The organism is Brevundimonas intermedia, assembly GCF_027922165.1.
GTDB classification, from domain to species: domain Bacteria; phylum Pseudomonadota; class Alphaproteobacteria; order Caulobacterales; family Caulobacteraceae; genus Brevundimonas; species Brevundimonas intermedia.
This window is the reverse complement of sequence record NZ_BSFD01000009.1, coordinates 125,730-143,831: the sequence shown is the minus strand read 5'-3', so window position 1 is coordinate 143,831 and position 18,102 is coordinate 125,730. Positions and strand designations below refer to the sequence as shown.

At 67.4% G+C, this 18,102-nt stretch carries 26 protein-coding genes and 1 tRNA gene; 8 read left to right on the top strand and 19 right to left on the bottom strand.

Annotation, left to right across the window (positions count from 1 at the left end; translation table 11 throughout):
* Positions 1–74: 74 nt before the first annotated feature.
* The 9 genes from PKE72_RS12255 to PKE72_RS12215 form a co-directional block, all read right to left on the bottom strand.
* Positions 75–335: a hypothetical protein gene (locus PKE72_RS12255; protein WP_271165664.1), complete on the bottom strand. Its 261-nt coding sequence runs from the start codon at positions 333–335 to the stop codon at positions 75–77.
* A gap of 72 nt (positions 336–407) precedes the next feature.
* Positions 408–674: a hypothetical protein gene (locus tag PKE72_RS12250; RefSeq protein ID WP_271165663.1), complete on the bottom strand. Its 267-nt coding sequence runs from the start codon at positions 672–674 to the stop codon at positions 408–410.
* A 25-nt stretch (positions 675–699) separates the two neighbouring features.
* The gene (locus PKE72_RS12245) at positions 700–1,404 is read right to left on the bottom strand and encodes an SOS response-associated peptidase (protein WP_271165662.1); all 705 of its coding nucleotides are present in this window, start codon (positions 1,402–1,404) and stop codon (positions 700–702) included.
* Positions 1,405–1,440: 36 nt separating this feature from the next.
* The gene (locus PKE72_RS12240) at positions 1,441–1,803 is read right to left on the bottom strand and encodes a hypothetical protein (protein ID WP_271165661.1); all 363 of its coding nucleotides are present in this window, start codon (positions 1,801–1,803) and stop codon (positions 1,441–1,443) included.
* Positions 1,800–2,027 carry a hypothetical protein gene (locus PKE72_RS12235; protein WP_271165660.1) on the bottom strand — a complete coding sequence of 76 codons (228 nt, stop codon included), beginning with the start codon at positions 2,025–2,027 and terminating at the stop codon, positions 1,800–1,802. The genes PKE72_RS12240 and PKE72_RS12235 overlap by 4 nt, the downstream gene beginning before the upstream one ends.
* A gap of 97 nt (positions 2,028–2,124) precedes the next feature.
* The gene (locus PKE72_RS12230; protein WP_271165659.1) at positions 2,125–2,565 is read right to left on the bottom strand and encodes a hypothetical protein; all 441 of its coding nucleotides are present in this window, start codon (positions 2,563–2,565) and stop codon (positions 2,125–2,127) included.
* A gap of 184 nt (positions 2,566–2,749) precedes the next feature.
* Positions 2,750–2,826 (bottom strand) — tRNA-Arg (locus PKE72_RS12225).
* Positions 2,827–3,004: 178 nt separating this feature from the next.
* Positions 3,005–3,805 (bottom strand): SDR family oxidoreductase, encoded by an 801-nt coding sequence (locus PKE72_RS12220; RefSeq protein WP_271165658.1) that lies wholly within the window; start codon positions 3,803–3,805, stop codon positions 3,005–3,007.
* Positions 3,805–4,116: a 4a-hydroxytetrahydrobiopterin dehydratase gene (locus PKE72_RS12215; protein WP_271165657.1), complete on the bottom strand. Its 312-nt coding sequence runs from the start codon at positions 4,114–4,116 to the stop codon at positions 3,805–3,807. Before PKE72_RS12215 ends, PKE72_RS12220 begins: the two co-directional genes overlap by 1 nt.
* A gap of 168 nt (positions 4,117–4,284) precedes the next feature.
* On the opposite strand from PKE72_RS12215, the gene PKE72_RS12210 reads away from it, so the two are divergent.
* The 5 genes from PKE72_RS12210 to PKE72_RS12190 all read left to right on the top strand — a co-directional run bounded on the left by PKE72_RS12210 (position 4,285) and on the right by PKE72_RS12190 (position 8,778).
* The gene (locus PKE72_RS12210) at positions 4,285–5,010 is read left to right on the top strand and encodes a Crp/Fnr family transcriptional regulator (protein ID WP_271165656.1); all 726 of its coding nucleotides are present in this window, start codon (positions 4,285–4,287) and stop codon (positions 5,008–5,010) included.
* 40 nt (positions 5,011–5,050) lie between these two features.
* On the top strand, positions 5,051–5,839 hold the full coding sequence (locus tag PKE72_RS12205) for a class I SAM-dependent methyltransferase (RefSeq protein WP_271165655.1): 789 nt from the start codon (positions 5,051–5,053) through the stop codon (positions 5,837–5,839).
* Positions 5,827–7,404, top strand: coding sequence for a 2-polyprenylphenol 6-hydroxylase (gene ubiB, locus PKE72_RS12200; protein ID WP_271165654.1), 1,578 nt, complete (start codon positions 5,827–5,829; stop codon positions 7,402–7,404). Before PKE72_RS12205 ends, ubiB begins: the two co-directional genes overlap by 13 nt.
* Positions 7,405–7,417: 13 nt before the next feature.
* The gene (locus tag PKE72_RS12195; RefSeq protein WP_271165653.1) at positions 7,418–7,879 is read left to right on the top strand and encodes a hypothetical protein; all 462 of its coding nucleotides are present in this window, start codon (positions 7,418–7,420) and stop codon (positions 7,877–7,879) included.
* 98 nt (positions 7,880–7,977) lie between these two features.
* A complete protein-coding gene (locus PKE72_RS12190; RefSeq protein WP_271165652.1) occupies positions 7,978–8,778 on the top strand; it encodes a hypothetical protein in 801 nt (266 codons plus the stop codon).
* A gap of 7 nt (positions 8,779–8,785) precedes the next feature.
* Here the strand turns inward: PKE72_RS12190 and PKE72_RS12185 are convergent, their stop codons facing one another.
* The 3 genes from PKE72_RS12185 to PKE72_RS12175 form a co-directional block, all read right to left on the bottom strand.
* Entirely contained in the window at positions 8,786–9,406 is a 621-nt protein-coding gene (locus tag PKE72_RS12185) for a hypothetical protein (RefSeq protein WP_271165651.1), read from the bottom strand.
* Positions 9,407–9,483: 77 nt separating this feature from the next.
* On the bottom strand, positions 9,484–9,888 hold the full coding sequence (gene arfB, locus PKE72_RS12180; RefSeq protein ID WP_271165650.1) for an alternative ribosome rescue aminoacyl-tRNA hydrolase ArfB: 405 nt from the start codon (positions 9,886–9,888) through the stop codon (positions 9,484–9,486).
* On the bottom strand, positions 9,885–10,343 hold the full coding sequence (locus PKE72_RS12175; protein ID WP_271165649.1) for a YaiI/YqxD family protein: 459 nt from the start codon (positions 10,341–10,343) through the stop codon (positions 9,885–9,887). Before PKE72_RS12175 ends, arfB begins: the two co-directional genes overlap by 4 nt.
* A gap of 149 nt (positions 10,344–10,492) precedes the next feature.
* On the opposite strand from PKE72_RS12175, the gene PKE72_RS12170 reads away from it, so the two are divergent.
* Positions 10,493–11,182, top strand: a complete 690-nt coding sequence (locus PKE72_RS12170) for a hypothetical protein (RefSeq protein WP_271165648.1) — start codon at positions 10,493–10,495, stop codon at positions 11,180–11,182.
* Positions 11,183–11,313: 131 nt separating this feature from the next.
* Here PKE72_RS12170 and PKE72_RS12165 read toward each other — a convergent pair whose 3' ends face one another.
* From PKE72_RS12165 to PKE72_RS12150, 4 genes are all read right to left on the bottom strand, one after another.
* Positions 11,314–11,772 carry a GNAT family N-acetyltransferase gene (locus tag PKE72_RS12165; RefSeq protein ID WP_271165647.1) on the bottom strand — a complete coding sequence of 153 codons (459 nt, stop codon included), beginning with the start codon at positions 11,770–11,772 and terminating at the stop codon, positions 11,314–11,316.
* 4 nt (positions 11,773–11,776) lie between these two features.
* Positions 11,777–12,994, bottom strand: a complete 1,218-nt coding sequence (gene fabB, locus PKE72_RS12160) for a beta-ketoacyl-ACP synthase I (protein WP_271165646.1) — start codon at positions 12,992–12,994, stop codon at positions 11,777–11,779.
* Between the two features lie 77 nt (positions 12,995–13,071).
* Complete coding sequence (gene fabA, locus PKE72_RS12155; protein WP_008263519.1) at positions 13,072–13,608, bottom strand: 3-hydroxyacyl-[acyl-carrier-protein] dehydratase FabA; 537 nt, start codon at positions 13,606–13,608, stop codon at positions 13,072–13,074.
* A gap of 78 nt (positions 13,609–13,686) precedes the next feature.
* A complete protein-coding gene (locus tag PKE72_RS12150; protein ID WP_271165645.1) occupies positions 13,687–14,259 on the bottom strand; it encodes an SH3 domain-containing protein in 573 nt (190 codons plus the stop codon).
* A gap of 63 nt (positions 14,260–14,322) precedes the next feature.
* Between PKE72_RS12150 and PKE72_RS12145 the strand changes: the two genes are divergently transcribed.
* Complete coding sequence (locus tag PKE72_RS12145) at positions 14,323–15,309, top strand: 2-hydroxyacid dehydrogenase (RefSeq protein ID WP_271165644.1); 987 nt, start codon at positions 14,323–14,325, stop codon at positions 15,307–15,309.
* Here the strand turns inward: PKE72_RS12145 and PKE72_RS12140 are convergent.
* Complete coding sequence (locus PKE72_RS12140; protein WP_271165643.1) at positions 15,306–16,511, bottom strand: DUF6880 family protein; 1,206 nt, start codon at positions 16,509–16,511, stop codon at positions 15,306–15,308. The two genes, PKE72_RS12145 and PKE72_RS12140, sit on opposite strands and share 4 nt — an antisense overlap.
* Positions 16,512–16,630: 119 nt before the next feature.
* On the opposite strand from PKE72_RS12140, the gene PKE72_RS12135 reads away from it, so the two are divergent.
* The gene (locus tag PKE72_RS12135; RefSeq protein WP_271165642.1) at positions 16,631–16,882 is read left to right on the top strand and encodes a hypothetical protein; all 252 of its coding nucleotides are present in this window, start codon (positions 16,631–16,633) and stop codon (positions 16,880–16,882) included.
* 3 nt (positions 16,883–16,885) lie between these two features.
* Here the strand turns inward: PKE72_RS12135 and PKE72_RS12130 are convergent, their stop codons facing one another.
* Positions 16,886–17,623 (bottom strand): HesA/MoeB/ThiF family protein, encoded by a 738-nt coding sequence (locus tag PKE72_RS12130; RefSeq protein ID WP_271165641.1) that lies wholly within the window; start codon positions 17,621–17,623, stop codon positions 16,886–16,888.
* 55 nt (positions 17,624–17,678) lie between these two features.
* Complete coding sequence (locus PKE72_RS12125; RefSeq protein WP_271165640.1) at positions 17,679–18,089, bottom strand: BLUF domain-containing protein; 411 nt, start codon at positions 18,087–18,089, stop codon at positions 17,679–17,681.
* Positions 18,090–18,102 lie beyond the last annotated feature (13 nt).

The following is an 18,102-nucleotide window of genomic DNA, read 5'->3' as shown; positions in this document are numbered from 1 at the left end:
TCCTAACCATTTCGTGCAACTTGTCTACTTCAAGTTGACACAAGCTTAAGTTGGTCACGGACAACGGGGTTCCGTCAAGATTTTGTTCGAGGGCCTTTTGTCGCCGAAGGCGGCAAGGCGGCGGGCCGCCGCTGCCCGATTGAGTTCAGCACCTTCTGCTTCTGATCGTGGCGCTTGTGAGACAGCTTCCGATGCTCGAGCAGCGCTGCAGACACCGCCGGAATGATCTTCGGCAGCGTCAGCACGAATATGACCAGGATGATGCACAAAGGCCCCTGGGAAATGAGGAACTGCAGCGCAGTCTGCTGCACCTCATCAGAGATTTTGAATTCCAAGCGCCTACCGGTGAGTCGTATGCAGATCACCGGTTGATCGCTTCAAATACCGGTGGAGTCAAAGACTTCGTTCTATGGAGCAAGATCGCGATAAGGCTCGCCCCGCTCGCCAGCCGCTTTTCGGCTGAGCACCTTGGTGTGGTCGGAGCCAATTGCGACCTTGATGTCTCTGATGCGGACACCGTCCACGATCGTCTGAGGCCTGCCGGTCGGCATGGCCGCCAGGCGGTTGATCCAGTCGTCGACTTGGATCTCGATCAATCCAGGCGCCTTGTCGGCGTCGTCGCCGGCCGCAGCCTGCATCTTGTCCAGGGCGTCGTTCAGTTCGTCAGGCGTCATCGGCGCGGCCTATAGGCCGAGTCGGTCAGATGTAGTCCAGTGCACCGTCCGGTAAGGCGCGCTGCAGCGCTTGGGCCTGCGTCCACGGAGCCGTCATCCAGGCCTCGATTTCATCCGGCTGGGTCAGGATCACCGGCATGGCCTTGGGGTGAACCGACTTCACCGGCTCGCTGGGGTCGGTCGTCAGGAAGGCGAAGACATCGATCGTCTCCATGCCGGTCTTTATCTTGCGGACGCCGGTGTGGCCCGGGAGGTGGATGCCGGCGAAGAAGGCCAAGGGCTCGGGATCGTCGCCGGCCAGCTTGAACCACACCGGCCGGTACTTGCCGGCGGCGTCGCGGCCGGGCTCGCTGAAGGCGGTGAAGGGGACGAGGCAGCGGTGGGCCGGTTCGAGCCAGGGCTTCCAGTGGGTGGATGTCGTGTTACGGACGTTGGTCGTGCCGCTGTCCGGTTCGAACTCGAGGATCTTCTGGAAATCGACCGCGCCGCCCTTGGCCCGCAGCTTGTCCGCTCGCTTCGTCGCGTTGTCGAAGATCGCCTTCTTGGATGAGGGCATGCCCCAGCGCGCCAGGGCCAGTTCGCGCACGCCATTCGCATCGGTCCGCACGATCGGCGCCGGGTAGTCGGGATAGATGTCGCCGGGCGCGAGGTTGCCGACGGTCGAGGTCATGGCCTTGGCCATGTCCATGATGGCCTGGGGGCCGGTGCGCTGGCGATAGAGGTTGCACATGGCGGAAGCCTGTCACGGCGGGCGACAAATGTGGAGTCAGCGGCGATCCTGATCCTGCTCGGTCCCCTGCGCGGGCACGGTCGAGTTGTCCGGGCCCCGCTGCCCCCATTCGATGTAGGTCTTCTCGCGCGGCTTTCCGGATCGGTCTGCGTTGGGCGCCAGACCGTCGGCAGGCACGAACTCAGCGGGATAAGACCATCCCGCTGCGACCTGCGCTCCGCTGAGATCTGCCCAGCAAGCCTTCAGCGTCGTCACCGTCGCCATTAGCGGGTACTGCTGAGGCGAAGCGTGGTTGAGGCTAGCCATGATGCGCCGAAGCGTGAAGTAGCAGTCCACGATCTCCTTCAGGTCAGTGGCATCGACCGCGCCCTTCTTGCTCATCCCCTTGTGTCGGGTCATGTGCGGGACTTCTGGCCGCGATCCAGCGCCCTGCGGTGATCCTGTTCCGACACGCGGAAGCGGCCTAGGCCCATCGCCAGCGCTTGGGCGACCAGGCGCGCATTCTCCGCAGGCGGCGGCCGATAGGCGACATTCGATCCTGGCTCCGGCGTCGCCGGCAAACTGGGGAGGGGAAGCTCCGCGGCGAGCTCATCCAGCTCGGCAGCAGACAGCGGCTCTGACATATCGATCTCCGGCAGCGCCAACCGACCCAGAGACCGCACCTCTGACTCCGATCAAAGGAGAACGCAACCAGAACAGTTTCGCCGCTTGTGGACGACTTCAGGGGTGAGTGAGGCTTGCTTCTCTCTGCGCCTGGCCCTCGAAATAGTATCCGGAGGCGTCCGCACGACGGGCTTTGAACGCCCCGACATAGAACGAGATATAGGCGATCTGGCCAGACGCGATTGCAGCCATCAGGGGCAGCAGGCGCCCCGCAGGGACCATTGCCAGGACCTCGACATTGTTCTTGTCGGCGAAGACCTGGCCCACGCTCCTGGTCGGGTGCTTAGCCTTTAGAAACTCGGCGTCTTCCAGCTCGGGGGAGGAGGTCAGTAGCACCCTCGCCTCACGTCCGGCGAACTTCGGAGGCGCCGAGCATACAGCCTTGATCTCCGCATCTAGGCTCTCGCCCAAGTTCCCGCCGGTGTTCTCGAAACTGTAAGCGACGTCGCCGGGCGGCTTGAGGGTGAACTCGAACATCATGGGCAGATGATATCCCACCCCGCCTTCCTTCGGGAGAGCGGGGCCCGTTTTTCATTCTGACGTGAACGAATATCGAACATCCGCCGGGACTATTCCGGGACTATGACTCCCGGCGCGGGCCGATTTTCGCCAGATGTTCCCCTAGACGAACGACGAGCGCACACCCGAGAGGGTGTAAGGCGATTGATTTGTATGGAGAAGATGGCGCACCCGACAGGATTCGAACCTGTGACCCCTGCCTTCGGAGGGCAGTACTCTATCCAGCTGAGCTACGGGTGCGTGGTCGGCGAGACGCCGGAAGAGGCCGCTTACAGCAAGCGGCGGGCGGTCTCAATCCCGAATAAGCAGATGAGGGCCGGATGACCGTCCCGAACCATCGCCGCTGGCTGACAGGTCAGCACTCCCCGGCCTAAGCAGCGCGAAGCGCGGTAGGCCCAAAAGAAAGCGCGCTTGCGCCCTATTGCGCGGTCATGCCGCCGTCGATCTTGAACTCGGAGCCCGTAACGAACTTGGACTCGTCCGAGGCGAGGTAGAGGACGCACCAGGCGACGTCGTCGGGTTCGCCGATCCGCTTCAGCGGGATGCCGCGGGTCAGGCGCTCGTGGGCTTTGGCCTCGTCGCCGCCGGCCATGGCGATGAAGGGGTCGAGGATCGGAGTCTTGATGAAAACCGGATGGACCGAGTTGCAGCGCACGTCCCAACCGGCCTTGGCCGATTCCAGGGCCAGGGTCTTGGTGTACATCCAGACGGCGGCCTTGGTGGCGTGATAGGCGCCCATGCCGGGGCTGGCGACCAGGCCGGCGATGGACGAGATGTTGATGATGGAGGCCGGGGCGGCGGCGCGCAGATGGGGCATGGCGTATTTGGCGCCCAGCATGACGGAGCGCAGATTGATCTCGTACTGACGCTGCCAGTTCTCCACCTTGTCCTGTTCGACGAAGGCTAAGGGGCCGCCGACGCCGGCGTTGTTGACCAGAACCGACAGGCCGCCCAGGTCGGCCACGGCGGCGGCGATCACCTGTTCCCACCGGGCCTCGTCGGCCACGTCGTGGGCGTAGGCGAAGGCGGCGCCGGGGATTTCGGCGTTGATCCGGGCGGCCAGGGCGGCGACGCGGTCGCCGTCGATGTCGGTCAGGGCCAGACGGGCGCCTTCGCGGGCCATCATGAAGGCCATGGCCTCGCCCAGGCCGCCGGCGGCGCCGGTGATCAGGGCGGTCTTGCCGGCGACGCGGCCGGGCCGGTTGTGCGGGGCGGCCATCAGTCGTGTCCGTTTCCGGGCGTCAAGTCGCCGGTGATGGAATCGATAAATTGAGCCATCTGCACGTCGAGATCGGTGACCCCGTCGGCGTCGTGCGTCGTCAGCAGGATTTCCACGCGGTTGTAGACGTTGAACCATTCGGGATGGTGGCCCATGGCCTCGGCCTGCATCGCCACGCGCGTCATGAAGGCGAAGGCGGCGCTGAAGTCGTGGAACAGGACGGCCTTGACGATGGCGTCGCGCCCGTCCTCGCCCGGCTTCCATCCGTCGAGCGCGGCGCAGGCCGCCCTTGCGCCGATATTGCCGTCCATTCCGCGTCTCCCCGTCGATCTCTGTCGATTGATCCTGGCGTAAGGCGCCCGCCGGCGTGCGACAAGGGTCGGGAACGCGGGATCAAGCTTGGGCGTTGAGCTTTCCGTCAAGCGCGACTGTGGGCTCTGGCCGGATCGCCGCGCGGTGGATGCGCCGAGGAGATGAGGATGGACAATCTGTGGATCGCAGCCCTTGATCCCGCCGACCGCAAGCGGATCGAACCCCACCTGGAGGCACGCGAGGTCGCGCGCGGACAGATGCTGTACGACGCCGGCGAGGCGGTCGATCAGGTCTGGTTCCCGATCAAGGGAGTGGTGTCGCTGATGACCGTCCTGCCCGATGACAAGATGGTCGAGACCGCCGCCATCGGCCGCGAGGGCCTGGTCGGCGTAACCTGCGGACCGTTTAACGCCCGGGCCGCCAGCCGCGCCATCTCCCAAGGCGACGGCGTCGCCGCCGTCTGCTCGGCCGAGGTGTTCGGCGCGGCGCTGGACGCCAGCGAGACCCTGCGTTCGGCCTTGTCGCGCTTCACCGAAGGCCTGATGGCCCAGGTGCAGCAGGCCGCCGCCTGCAACGCCCAGCACCGGCTGGACGAGCGGCTGGCGCGCTGGTTGCTGATGCTGCACGACCGGGCCGAGGACGACCGCGTCGATCTGACCCAGGCCGACATCGCCGGCATGCTGGGCGTGCGACGCGCCACCGTGTCCGAGGTCGGGACCGTGCTGGAGGGCAAGAAGCTGATCCAGCGCGGCCGGGGCTGGGTCCGGGTGCTGGACCGCGACGGGCTGGAGGCGGCCTCCTGCGGCTGCTACGGCCTGATGCGCGAGGTGATGAAGGATCTGAAGCTGCCCCAACCGGAAGCCGGGCCTGAAGCCGGGTCGGAAGCCGCCTGATCGCGTGACGGGCGGCGCTTGACGCGCTAGACCCCCGATTATGACCGACGCCTCCTCCCATGGCCCGCATTCGTCGGGCGACCGTTCCTCCTTCGGCTTCCGCGACGTGGACGCGCGCGAGAAGGTCAAGATGGTGCGCGGGGTCTTTGATTCCGTCGCCTCCAGCTATGACGTCATGAACGACCTGATGAGCGTCGGCGTCCACCGCATCTGGAAGGACATCGCCGCCGCCAAGCTGAATCCCCGGCCCGGCGAGACCATCCTGGACGTGGCCGGCGGCACCGGCGACATGGCGCGGCGCTATTCCAAGATGGCGCGCGCGGCCCAGGAGCGGCGCGGCGGGGAAGACGCCAATGTGATCGTGCTGGACTACAACGCCGAGATGATCCTGGCCGGGGTCCACAAGGGCGGCGAGCCGGAGATGAGCTGGTCGGTCGGGGACGCGATGAGCCTGCCCCTGCCGGACGCCTCGGTCGACGCCTATTCGATCAGTTTCGGCATCCGCAACGTGGCCCATATCGACAAGGCCCTGGCCGAGGCGCGGCGGGTGCTGAAGCCGGGCGGGCGGTTCCTGTGCCTGGAGTTCTCGCGCCCCACCACCGGGCCGGTGCGCAAGCTCTATGACGCCTGGTCCTTCCACGCCATTCCGCGCATCGGCGGCTGGGTGGCCAAGGATCGAGACAGCTACCAGTATCTGGTCGAAAGCATCCGCCGCTTCCCCGACCAGACGGCCTTCAAGGGCCTGATCGAGGACGCCGGCTTCAAGCGCGTCTCGGTGACCAATCTGTCGGGCGGGATCGCCGCCATCCACCACGGGTGGGCGATCTGACCCGGGTCTATCGCACGGCCCCGCCGCCGCCCGCCGCCGTGGCGGTGCGCAATCCGGTGGCCGCCTTCCTGCGCCTGATCGGCTGGCTGTGGGTGCTGGCGCGCCACGACGCCTTGATCCCACGTGAAGTCACGCCGCTGCTGCCGGTTTGGGTCCGGCCCTTCGCCCGTTTCGTCCAGATGTTTTCGGGTCGGGACGGGCGTCAGGGACGGCCGGGCCAGAGGCTGGGCAAGGCGTTCGAGCACCTGGGGCCGGTGGCGATCAAGCTGGGCCAGGTCCTGGCCACCCGCGCCGACATCTTCGGCCTGCAGTTCGCGCGCGACCTGGGCCGGTTGAAGGACGCCCTGCCGCCCTTTTCGATCGAGGAGGCGCGGCGCGAGATCGAAAAGTCCCTGGGTCGGTCCGTCGAGAGCCTGTTCATCGACCTGAGCCCGCCGGTCGCCGCCGCCTCCCTGGCGCAGGCGCATCGGGCGACCCTGGCCGACGGTCGCGCCGTGGCGGTCAAGGTGTTGCGTCCGGGGGTCGAGCGCCGGGTCGCCGACGGGCTGGACGCCATGCGGCTGGGCGCCGCCTTGGTGTACCGACTCGTCCCCCTGTCGCGCCGACTGGAGCCCCAGGCCTTTGTCGAGACCATCGCCAACTCCATGGATCTGGAGCTGGACATGCGGCTGGAGGCGGCCGCCGCCAGCGAGATGGCCGATGTCCTGGCCAAGGACGGCTATATGTCCGCCCCCGCCGTCATCTGGGACGGGGTGGGCAAGCGGGTGCTGACGCTGGAATGGGCCAAGGGCGTGCCCATGACCGATCCGGCGTTGGCGGACCTGCCCGGCCTCGACACCGACCTGCTGGCCGACAATGTGGTGCGCGCCTTCCTGGTTCAGGCCCTGGATCATGGCGTCTTCCACGCCGACCTGCACGAGGGCAATCTGTTCGCCAGCGCCCCGGCCCATCTGACGGCCATCGACTTCGGCATCGTCGGGCGGCTGGGTCCGGCCGAGCGGCGCTATCTGGCCGAGATCCTGTGGGGCTTCATCAGCCGCGACTATGACCGGATCGCCCGGGTCCATTTCGAGGCCGGCTATGTGCCGCCGCACCATTCGGTCGAGACCTTCGCCCAGGCTCTGCGCGCCGTGGGCGAGCCGGTGATCGGCCGGGCCGCCAGCCAGGTGTCGATGGGCCGGCTGCTGGGCCAGTTGTTCGAGATCACCGCTCTGTTCGACATGCGGCTGAGGCCCGAGCTGATCCTGCTGCAGAAGACCATGGTCTCGGTCGAGGGGGTGGCGCGCCGGCTTCAACCCGACCACGACCTGTGGAAGGCCGCCCAGCCGGTGGTCGAACGCTGGATCCGCCGCGAGCTGGGGCCCCAGGCCCAGGCGCGCGACGCCCTGAACGAGATGATCGCGGCGGCCCGCGCCATCTCGCGCCTGGTGCAGGAGCCGCCGCGTCCGGCGGCCGTGGTCATCGAAAAGTCGGGAACTCCCGCTTGGGTGGCGGCTTCAATCACGGTCGCGGTCGTCGCGGCCCTGACGGCCCTGGGTCTTTCTCTGTGGCCCTATCTGCACTGACCGGAGCCTTCGCATGAAGACCAAGCTGATCAAGACGGTTCTCGCCGCAGCCCTGTTTGCGGCGCCTGTGCCTGCGCTGGCCCAGGCGGCCGCCGGCTCGGTGCCCAATGCTTTCGACGCCGCGCCGGCGCCTGCCCCCGCCCCTGTACAGGCCCCGGCTCCCACTGCGGCCCAGGCGCCGGACATCGCCCGGGCCGAGGCGGCCCTGCGCGGCGTGATCGCGGCGGTTCAGGGCGCGGGCTTCGACTATTCGGTCTTCACCCCCGATCTGGCGACCCGGATGCGGCAGCTGTCGCCCGAAATCAGCCCCCTGATCAAGAGCTTCGGCGCCGTCCGCACGGTCGAGTTCCAGAAGGCCGAGGGCGACGCCCAGCTGTTCCGCGTCACCTTCGACAACCAGGTGACCGAATGGATGATCCTGTTCGATCCCGAGGATCGGATCGCCGGTCTGCGTTTCCGCCCCGTCGAGGCCTGAGGCGAAGGCCGATACGAAGGCTTGAGCCACGCTAAGGCCAAGCTGATGCGCTAAGCCCTGGAATGACGGCGCTTTTCCCGTCCTCTGGGGTTTCAGACATGAAATATTCCGTCGCCGGCCTCGGCATGATGGCCCTGCTCTCCGCCTGCGCGAGCGGCCCCTCCGGTCATCCGGGCGGCCCTGAAGGCGCTCCGCCGCCGCAGCGGTCTGAAATCTTCGTCAGCCCCTATGGCGAGCTGTTCGTGTCCGAGCCGGGCGAGCCCTATCCGGTTGCGGCCTGGTTCGCGGACGCCGACGCCGACAGCGACGGCCGGCTGACGGCCGAAGAGTTCGCCGCCGACGGCCGGCGCTGGTTCGCGACCCTGGACCAGGACGGCGACGGCGTGGTCGGGCCGTCGGAAATTTTCGCCTATGAGCGGCTGGTCGACACCACTTTCGCCGCGATGGGCGGGGAAATGGGCGGCGCGCCTGGCGGTGGTCGGCGCGGTGGTCAGGGCGGCGATCGAGGCTCCGGGCGCAGTGGACCGCCCGGCGGCGGTCAGATGAACCTGAACGACGACCAGCAGGACGGCTCCATGGGCGGCCCGATGGGCGGGGGCATAGGCGGTGGCCAGGAAGGCGGCGCCGCGCCGTCCAAGCCGCGCGCCCAGCCCTATCGCGGCGGGACCGAGCGTCTGGCCCGCGCCGGTCTGCTGTCCGTGCCCCAGCCGGTGCGGGCGGCCGACCGCAACGCCGACCAGAAGATCACGCCCGAGGAATGGACCGCCGCGAGCGAGCGCTGGTTCGTCCTGCTGGACCAGGACCACGACGGCGTGCTGACCCTCGAAAGCCTGCCGAAGACGGCGGTGCAGGGCGGACGGGGCGGCCAGATGCGCGGCGGGCGCCCGCCGCGCCCCTGAGGCTCGGTCAGGCCGTGGCCGGCGGCGGTGCGTCGTCGTCGGGAACCGGCCCGGTCTGGTGATAAAGCCGGGCGGCGGCGTAACAGGGCGCCAGGGTGCAGGTCTTCATCACCACGCGGGCGGTGAAGACACCGTCAGCCGTCGGCCGGATGTTGATGACCGGGGCCGAGTCGGGAAGGGTGTCGCGTTCGATGATCTTTCCCGCCGAGTCCAGCAGCTCCAGATCCAGATCGGAGCATTCGTTGTCGCAGGCGGCGAGGATTCGATAGGTTTCCCCCCGTTTCAGGGTCAACCGCCAGGGATGGACCTCGGTCGGTTGCATGGCGTTTACGGAATCCTCAACGCCGCCGACGGGCGAGAAGCCCTTGGCCAGTTCCTTTGCGGCGTCGTTCAGATAGTTGAGCGCCACACTGCGATACTCGGCCCGTTGCGCCTCGGTCAGGGATATCTGGGGCGTCGCGGCGATGATCGCCTTGTCCTGTTCGGACTGCGCCGGGACGGCGGCCGCCGCCGCAGGGACAGGGTCGGCGGCGTCGTCGCGCGCCGCGTTCCGATCGCCGGGAGAACAGGCGGCGATGCCGCTCGCCGCCAGACTCAATCCCAAGCTTATCGCCTGAAGCCGCCGCATATCGATCTCCGTCAACCGTTGCCTTGGACAGGACAACGAGGCGGCGGGCGGGCTGTTCCCGGCCTTTCGTGCGGAGTTCAGTCGTCGCGCGCGGGACGCCCCCGGCCGCTCTTGATGGCCGAACGGGTCGTCTTGGCCTTCAGCCGGCGTTCCTTGGAGGCCTTGGTCGGGCGGGTCGGGACGCGGAAGACCGGGCGGATCGAGGCCTCGTCCACCATCGCCTGAAGCCGTTCGATGGCGTCGGCGCGGTTGCGCTCCTGGGTGCGGTGGCGGACGGCGGTGATCAGGATCACCCCCTCCAGCGTCAGCCGACTGCCGGCCAGCTTCATCAGCCGCGCCTTGACCGGCTCGGTCAGGCTGGGGGAGTTCTTCACGTCGAACCGCATCTGGACGGCGGTCGAGACCTTGTTGACGTTCTGGCCGCCCGGTCCGCCGGCGCGGTAGAAGTGGAACTCCAGCTCGTCCTCGGGGATCGTCGTCATGTCGCGGCCCGGCGCGCCTTGACCACGGCCTGGTCCAGGGCCTGGAGGAAGCGCGAGCGGTCGGCGGCCGAGAAGGGCGGCGGGCCCGAGGTGGCGACGCCCATCGACCGCAGATGTTCGCCCACCATTCGCCCGGCCAGGGCCGAGCCTATGGAGTCCGGGGTGAAGGCCTGGCCGTTGGACTTCAACGCCTGGGCCCCAGCCTTCAGGCAGCGGTCGGCCAGAGGAATGTCGGCGGTGATGACCACATCGCCCACGCCCGCCCGTTCGGCGATCCAGTCGTCCGCCACGTCAGGCCCGGCGTCCACCACCACCTGCTCGATCAGGGCCTCGCGCGGGACCTGCATCCAGCCGTTGGAGACCACATAGGTCTTCAGCCCATAGCGCCGCGCCACGCGATAGACCTCCTCCTTCACCGGGCAGGCGTCGGCGTCGATGTAGAGGGCGGTCGGCATGGGCCTGACCTAGCGCGGACGGGGGCGGGTCGTCGAGGGCGGGGTGGGGGCTAAGCGGACGTTAGAGGTGTCTGTAGGGGGTGGGAAGCGGTCGTTGACCTCCGATAGGGAAACGGTTTCGATACCTTAAGGGTGGAGCCGCAGCGATCATGAGATTGGCCGTTATGTTGGTGACGGGAGCCGCCCTGATCTCGGGGTGCAATCCGATGCCTGTCCCTATCGACCCGAAAGAATGTCCCGCTTGGCGCAGTGTCGATTATTCAAAGCTTCCCACCCATCTCAACGATGACCTGCAAAACCCGTTGTTCGAAACCATCTGGGCAGCATGGGCGAGCGAAGAGACCAGCATTTCCTGGAGCATCGACACCCCTCAATCCACCGTTCATTTCAGGACCTCGCCGGGCGGATTGTCGACTGACCCGACGGTTCGTGAAGTCATCGGCCGGGGGCGTGACACGAACTGGGAAATATACGCGAGGTCCGCACCAGTTGGTCCGCCACATCCAACGCACTGGACTGCGTGGCGACGCATCAGCCTCACCGCCAGCGAGGCCAAGAAGCTGAATTCAATCCTCGACGATCCTTGCTTCTGGATTGCGCCGCGCTTTCTCGATGGACCGGTCCGTCTCGTGAATGGGCGAGGCGACAACAGACCTGACGGTCCTTCTACGGCCTATGATGTGACTCACGGCGAACGTGCCTGGGGCGGGTGGCACTTTTCGTGGACCGTCGGGCCGCAAGGCCGACTACAGTTGTTCCTCCTTGCCAAGACGTTCGGCTTGCCGGAATGGCCCGAAGACAGAATCGACGAGGAAGGTTGGTTTGAGTGGCCTCCGTAATGTCAGCCTTGGGTCGAGGCATGACTTAACCCTCGGGCCGGAAAGCGGACGTCCAGATCGACTCCGCCGGCCATCGTCGTTCTCAACTTGTGGCGAAGGTATCGCCTCCCGTGGTTTCCGCAGGGCGGCCGTTACAAATCCAGATGCAGAAACTGGCTGAATTCGTTTGCCTCGTATCCGGCGAAGGGTCCGCCGTCGATGAAGCCGCGTCGGCGGTACATCGCCAGAGCCGGTTCGAAGGCGTCGCCGCGGCCGGTTTCCAGGCTCAGCCGCTTCACGCCTGCGGCCCGTGCGGCGTCGATGATCTGTTCCAGCAGCACCGCCGCCACGCCGCGCCGCAGATGGTCGGGGTGGGTGCGCATCGACTTCACCTCGGCCTGATCGGCGTCGATCAGCTTCAAGGCGCCGATGCCGACCAGGGCTGCGCCGTCCCAGGCGCTCCACACCGTGACGTTCGGCTGAAGCAGGCCGGTCAGGTCCAGGGCGTTGACGTGGCAGGCCGGGGAGTTGGCGTGCATGCCTTGCAGATGGAAGGCCAGCAGGGCGCGAACCGCCTCCCCGTTGAGATCATCCACCCGCAGGGCGAACATGGGCTCAGACCTTGGACAGGATCAGCGTGCCGTTGGTGCCGCCGAAGCCGAAGCTGTTGGACATGACGTGGGTCAGTTCGCCCTCGTGGCGCTGACGCAGGATCGGCATGCCCTCGAAGGCCGGATCGAGGGTCTCGATATGGGCGCTTTCGGCGGCGAATCCGTTCTGCATCATCAGCAGGCAATAGATGGCTTCCTGAGCGCCCGCCGCGCCGAGCGAGTGGCCCGTCAGCGACTTGGTCGAGGAGATCATCGGCATCTGGTCGCCGAAGACGGCGCGCACGGCCTCCATTTCCTTGGAATCGCCGACCGGGGTCGAGGTGCCGTGCGGGTTCAGATAGTCGATCTTCGGGTTGCCGGCCTGTTCCAGCGCGATCTTCATGCAGCGCTGGGCGCCCTCGCCTGAGGGGGCGACCATGTCGTAGCCGTCGGCGTTGGCGCCGTAGCCGGTGACTTCGGCCAGAATGGTCGCGCCGCGCGCCTTGGCCCGCTCGTATTCTTCCAGCACCACGATGCCGGCGCCGCCGGCGATGACGAAGCCGTCGCGGTTGACGTCATAGGCGCGCGAGGCGACCGAGGGGGTTTCGTTGAAGTCCGAGGACATCGCGCCCATGGCGTCGAACATGTTCGACATGGACCAGTCGATGTCCTCGCAGCCGCCGGCGAAGACCACGTCCTGCTTGCCCCACTGGATCTGTTCAACCCCGGCGCCGATGCAATGGGCGCTGGTCGCGCAGGCCGAGCTGATCGAATAGTTGACGCCGCGCATCTGGAACCAGGTGGACAGGACGGCCGAGGGGCCGGACGCCATGGCCTTGGGCACGGCGAACGGGCCGATGCGCTTGGGCGAGCCCCGCTCGATGGTGGTGGCCGCCGCTTGCAGAATGATCTGGGTCGAGGGGCCGCCCTCGCCGACGATCAGGCCAATGCGGTCGTCCTTGATCTCGTCGGCCGTCATACCCGACGATTTCAGCGCCTCTTCAAAGGCGATGTGCGCCCAGGCGGTGCCGTTGGCCAGGAAACGGGCGGCGCGACGGTCGATCAGTTCTTCCCACGGGCCGATCTTGGGCGGGGCCCAGACCTGGCTGCGGAAGCCGTATTTGGCGTGATCGGGCGCATGGACGACGCCCGAACGGGCTTCGCGCAGGGACTGGGTCACCTCTTCGGCACCATGGCCGATGGAAGAGACGATGCCCAGGCCGGTGACGACGACACGACGCATGGTGTTTCCTTCTTTAGCTTCTCGACCCGAGCTTCTCGACCGGGGGTCTTCCGCGCTGTCCGCGGTTATATAGGGGCTTAAGCGCCCGCCTGCTCGTCCTTGGCGGCGCCAAACAATCCAACCCGCATGTCATTGCAGGTGTAAATGACCTCGCCGTCGGCCTCCAGCACGCCGTCGGCGATGCCCATCACCAGTTTGCGATTGATGACCCGCTTCAGATTGATCTTGTAGACCACCTTCTTGATGTCCGGCGTCACTTGGCCGGTGAACTTGACCTCGCCGACGCCCAGGGCGCGGCCGCGGCCCGGACCGCCGATCCAGCCCAGATAGAAGCCGACCAGCTGCCACATGGCGTCCAGGCCCAGGCAGCCGGGCATGACCGGGTCGCCGATGAAGTGGCACTGGAAGAACCAGAGCTCGGGATTGATGTCGAGTTCGGCCTCGACATAGCCCTTGCCGTGCGCGCCGCCGTCGGCCGAGATCTGGGTGATCCGGTCAAACATCAGCATCGGCGGGGCGGGCAGCTGCGCATTGCCGGGACCGAACAGTTCGCCGCGCCCGGAGGCCAGAAGGGCCTCGTGGTCGAAGGACGAGGGGTATTGGGACTGGGTCAAGGCGGTTCCGTCTGGTCTGCTGTTGCCTGCGGGTTACACGACCGGGCCGCTTCGCTCAACACCGAGGCTTACGAGGCGTCAGTCGCGCCCGGTTCCGGCGGGGCGGTTGGCGTTGCACAGGGCCCTCTGCTGGGTTCCGAACACCGCCCGTTCCTGGATCCAGCCGCGCAGGCGGCGCGCCCGCACCCGGCACCAGCCCTCTTCGCAGTCTTCCAGCGACACCAGCGAACGGGGCGACAGGCGCGCCCGCACGGCCGAGGCCTGGGACTTGCCGGCGTGGATCATCACTTCCTCGGGCGAGGTGTTGAGCACATAGCGGCGGCCCGAGGACACGGTGCGGTGGATCCAGGCGACGGCGCCGTCCGAGTCGCAGATCTTGCGCCATTCGGTCGTCTCGGCGATCACCTGAACCGGCAGACCGGCGGCGCGATATTCCCACAGGATCGGATAATCCAGCCCCGGCCCCTGGCGGGCGCGGACGTGCGAGGACTTCAGCGAAATCCAGCGCGGCACCTCCAGTCCCGACGGCGTGGGCCGCCCGTCGGGCATAGTCGCGCCCGCGCCCGCCATGACGCCCACGCCCAGAATGGCGAGGGCGACGGCGATGCGGCGTCGCAGGCTTTGGAAGATGGCGGCGGCTTTGCTAGACACTGAGGAAACGACCCGTCGTGCGGGCTTCGATCCTGAACCGTCGCCCGCTAACCAAGGCCCGCAATGTCCGTTCGCAAGCTTAAGGTCGTATTAACCAGACGCCTTCCGGACGCGGTCGAGACGCGGATGCGCGAGCTTTTCGACGCCGAGCTGAACCTGAAGGACCAGCCGATGGACCGGGCGGCGCTTCAGGCGGCGGTTCAGCGCGCCGAGGTTCTGGTCCCCACCATCACCGACGTCATCGACGCCGACCTGATCAATGGAGCCGGCGACCAGCTGAAGATGATCGCCAACTTCGGCGCAGGGGTCGATCATATCGACGTCGACGCCGCCGTGGCGCGCGGGATCATCGTCACCAATACGCCCGGCGTCCTGACCGAGGACACGGCCGACCTGGCCATGAGCCTGATCCTGGCCGTCAGCCGCCGCATCGTCGAGGGCGCCCAGGTGGTGGCCGAGGGGCGGTTCGAGGGCTGGACCCCGACCTGGATGTGCGGCCGCAAACTGTGGGGCAAGCGGCTGGGCATCGTCGGCATGGGCCGGATCGGCCAGGCCCTGGCCCGCCGCGCCAAGGCCTTCGGCCTGCAGGTTCATTATCACAACCGAAAACCCGTCTCGGACCTGATCGAGGAAGAACTGGGCGCGACCTACTGGGACGATCTGGACCAGATGCTGGCGCGGATGGACGTGGTCTCGCTGAACTGCCCGGCGACCAAGGACACCCACCACCTGCTGTCGGCGGAACGGCTGGCGAAGCTTCAGCCCCACGCCATCCTGGTCAACACCGCGCGGGGCGAACTGATCGACGAGGCGGCCCTGTCTCAAGCCGTGGCGACCCGGTCCCTGTCCGGCGTCGGCCTGGACGTGTTCGAGAACGAGCCGGCCATCCACCCCGGCCTGCTGGGCCAGCCCAATGTCGTGCTCCTGCCCCACCTGGGCTCGGCGACACTGGAGGCGCGCCAGGACATGGGCGACCGGGTCATCGCCAATGTCATGACCTACCAGAACGGCCACCGCCCGCCGGACCGGGTCATCCCGGCGATGCTCTAGGGCGCGGCCAGCAGCCGTTCGGCCGCGTCCGGGTATTTCTGCGCTAGCCGCGCGGCCCAGTCGGCCTTCAGCGGCAACTGTGTGCGGACCTGACCGATGCGGCGCTCGACCAGGGCGGCGGCCTCGCGGTGGGCGGGCCAGTCCATCAGGAAGCCGAGAGCGGTCTCGAAATCGGCGTATGCCGCGGCATGGGCCAGGGCGCGGTCCAAGGCCTCGACATCGTCGAAATCGGGCAAGCGGGCAAGATAGTCGCGCAATGCCGGCGCCGAGAGGTCGCGTTCGAACATCGCCCAGCGCAGGTCCTGGGCCTCGGCCTTGCGCCCTTCGGCGTCGAGCAGGTCGATGGAGGCCGCTTCCCAGGCGGGGGTCAGGGACGGTGGACCCGCTGCGGGCGACCGACCGAAGGTGAAGCGCCGGTTCGCGGCCGACGGCTTCAGCGCGGCCTCCAGGGCCTGACGCGCCTCGGCGATCCGACCGGCGGCGAGCAACCGCCGCGCCGCCGCCGCCGCGAAGTCCGGCGCGCCCCGTTCATCAGGCGTGGCCAGCGACAGCCACAAGTCCAGGTCCTCGGCCCGGTCCGCCAGTCGCCGGATCGCCGTTCGCGCGCCGCGGACGCCCGAACTGGTGTCCAGCGCCGCCAGCAGAGCCCGCGCCAACTCGGATGTCAGGGCCTCCCCCGCCGCGCCGATCCACCGGGCATAGTCCAGAGGATGGCGTTCGATCGCTGCGGCCAGACGTTCCATCGCGGCCTGATCCATGAGGGCCGTCTGGCCGACGGTCCAAAGATCGGGCGCCGCCGCCTCAAAGGCGGCCGTCATCTCGCCGCGCGGATCCTTGACCCGCAACGTCAGGCCGCGAAACAGGTCGAACCAGGCGATCAACCGGTCCAGCCCGGCGACGGGCGCTCGCGGCGCCAGGTCGTCCACCACCGCACGGCGCAACATGTCGAGGTCGCGTAGCAGGTCCGGCCGTTTGCGCCAGGACACCCGCGCCCGTGCGGACGCCAGAGCCGTTAGCCGCTTGTCCAGCTCGACCGTCAGGGCCTCCTCCCCCGCCTCGGCCGCCAGCACCAGCCGCAGACGACGTTTCAGCAAGGCGTCGCCGTCCGTCGCCTGCATCAACAGCTCGCCCAGTCGGTCCGCCCCAAGGGACGCCAGGCTGGCGGCGTTCAGACGTTTGGGCGAGGCGGGACGTCGGGCCATCGGGTCTCCTTTTCACAAGTCTGTCGGACCGGACTCACACGGCTGTCGAAAACCACGGGCAGGGGAGGAACCGCCGCGAGCGGGCTTCGTTTCCGGCGACCTGTCTGAGGAAGCGTGCGTTGGACTCCTACTATTGTATCGTCAACCTGCCGGGCGTTCCGGTGCGTGACATCTGTGTTCTGGGCGCGACCGACGACACAGCGGCGAATCAGGCTCTGGCCGAGGTCGCCCGAACCTGGGTCGGGTTCGAGACCCTGTACCTCTATTGCGGCGAGCGGCTGGTGACGGTGCTCAGCAACCCGGCCCTGGGCTTCGCCCCGCACATCCCGGATCTGGATCTGGCCGACGTCCGTTTCGCCACGGCCGCCTGAGATTCAACCGCCGCAAACCGGGCAATGGGGGTCGGCCGTCACCCGCACCGTCCGCGCCGTCGCCGCCAGACCGTCATACAGCATCAGCCGCCCGCTCAGGGCCTCGCCCGCTCCCGTGATCAGCTTGATGGTTTCCAAGGCCGCCATCGACCCGACCACGCCCGCCAGGGCGCCGACCACACCGACACGCGCGCAGGTTTCGGCGTCCGGCGGAACCTCGGGCACCAGGCACTGGTAACAGGGTCGTCCGGCGAACACGCCCACCTGACCGCTCCAGCGTCCAAGGGCGCCCGAGACCAGGGGTTTGGCGGTCGCCACACAGGCGGCGTTGACGACCAGCCGGGTCTCGAAATCGTCGGTCCCGTCCAGGACGATGTCGAAGCCGTCGATCCGCTCCGCCGCATTGGCCGGCGTCAACCGTTCGGCGAAGGTCTGGATCGTCACGTGGGAATTCAGCTGGCCCAGGCGCGCGGCGGCGGCCTCGACCTTCGGCCGGCCGGTCTCCGGCGTAGAAAAGAGGATCTGGCGCTGGAGGTTCGACAGGCCCACGACGTCGTCGTCGATCAACCCCAAGGTCCCTACCCCCGCCGCCGCAAGATAGAGGGCGGCCGGCGCTCCCACGCCGCCGACCCCGACGATCAGCACCCGCGCGCGTTTCAGCGCCTGCTGCCCCGGCCCGCCGATCTCGGACAGGACCAGATGCCGGGCGTAGCGTTCGACTTCGTCTTCGGAGAAAACCATGGCTCCATCTAGCGACGCAGAGCTCTTCACGCGAGGCCCGCGGCTGCAACGAAACCTAGGCGATCGCAGCTATCGCGCGGCTGGCGTCGACCAGGATGCGGTCTGCCTGATCCGGAACCGACGGATCGACCAGCGATCCCTTCAGCAACCGGCCCAGCGCCGGCGGCGCGTCGGCCTGAGCCATGGCCCAGTTGGGGAAGAGGCGCTCCTTAATCGGGATTTCAGCCAGGATCTGAATATTGGCGTGCCGCCGATCGGCCCGCAGCCGCCCCATCAATCGGTCCAGATCGACACGGGCGCCTTCGATGGCCTGGAAGAACCGGCCCTCGTGCCGCATCAGGACGCCGGTTAAATGGTCCCTGCGATTGTTCCGGTCGGAGGCGCCGATGATGTCGATCAAGGGCAAGAGGCCCAGGCCGGCGTCGCCCACGGCGTCGCTGACATAGACGATACGGAACAAACTCATTGATTACTCATAC

Coding starts and splice junctions, on each gene's coding strand:
- PKE72_RS12250 (WP_271165663.1), bottom strand. CDS start 674: ATGACGCCTGACGAACTGAACGACGCCCTGGACAAGATGCAGGCTGCG.
- PKE72_RS12245 (WP_271165662.1), bottom strand. CDS start 1,404: ATGTGCAACCTCTATCGCCAGCGCACCGGCCCCCAGGCCATCATGGAC.
- PKE72_RS12240 (WP_271165661.1), bottom strand. CDS start 1,803: ATGACCCGACACAAGGGGATGAGCAAGAAGGGCGCGGTCGATGCCACT.
- PKE72_RS12235 (WP_271165660.1), bottom strand. CDS start 2,027: ATGTCAGAGCCGCTGTCTGCTGCCGAGCTGGATGAGCTCGCCGCGGAG.
- PKE72_RS12220 (WP_271165658.1), bottom strand. CDS start 3,805: ATGGCCGCCCCGCACAACCGGCCCGGCCGCGTCGCCGGCAAGACCGCC.
- PKE72_RS12215 (WP_271165657.1), bottom strand. CDS start 4,116: ATGGACGGCAATATCGGCGCAAGGGCGGCCTGCGCCGCGCTCGACGGA.
- PKE72_RS12210 (WP_271165656.1), top strand. CDS start 4,285: ATGGACAATCTGTGGATCGCAGCCCTTGATCCCGCCGACCGCAAGCGG.
- PKE72_RS12205 (WP_271165655.1), top strand. CDS start 5,051: ATGACCGACGCCTCCTCCCATGGCCCGCATTCGTCGGGCGACCGTTCC.
- PKE72_RS12195 (WP_271165653.1), top strand. CDS start 7,418: ATGAAGACCAAGCTGATCAAGACGGTTCTCGCCGCAGCCCTGTTTGCG.
- PKE72_RS12190 (WP_271165652.1), top strand. CDS start 7,978: ATGAAATATTCCGTCGCCGGCCTCGGCATGATGGCCCTGCTCTCCGCC.
- PKE72_RS12185 (WP_271165651.1), bottom strand. CDS start 9,406: ATGCGGCGGCTTCAGGCGATAAGCTTGGGATTGAGTCTGGCGGCGAGC.
- arfB (WP_271165650.1), bottom strand. CDS start 9,888: ATGACGACGATCCCCGAGGACGAGCTGGAGTTCCACTTCTACCGCGCC.
- PKE72_RS12175 (WP_271165649.1), bottom strand. CDS start 10,343: ATGCCGACCGCCCTCTACATCGACGCCGACGCCTGCCCGGTGAAGGAG.
- PKE72_RS12170 (WP_271165648.1), top strand. CDS start 10,493: ATGAGATTGGCCGTTATGTTGGTGACGGGAGCCGCCCTGATCTCGGGG.
- PKE72_RS12165 (WP_271165647.1), bottom strand. CDS start 11,772: ATGTTCGCCCTGCGGGTGGATGATCTCAACGGGGAGGCGGTTCGCGCC.
- fabB (WP_271165646.1), bottom strand. CDS start 12,994: ATGCGTCGTGTCGTCGTCACCGGCCTGGGCATCGTCTCTTCCATCGGC.
- PKE72_RS12145 (WP_271165644.1), top strand. CDS start 14,323: ATGTCCGTTCGCAAGCTTAAGGTCGTATTAACCAGACGCCTTCCGGAC.
- PKE72_RS12140 (WP_271165643.1), bottom strand. CDS start 16,511: ATGGCCCGACGTCCCGCCTCGCCCAAACGTCTGAACGCCGCCAGCCTG.
- PKE72_RS12130 (WP_271165641.1), bottom strand. CDS start 17,623: ATGGTTTTCTCCGAAGACGAAGTCGAACGCTACGCCCGGCATCTGGTC.
- PKE72_RS12125 (WP_271165640.1), bottom strand. CDS start 18,089: ATGAGTTTGTTCCGTATCGTCTATGTCAGCGACGCCGTGGGCGACGCC.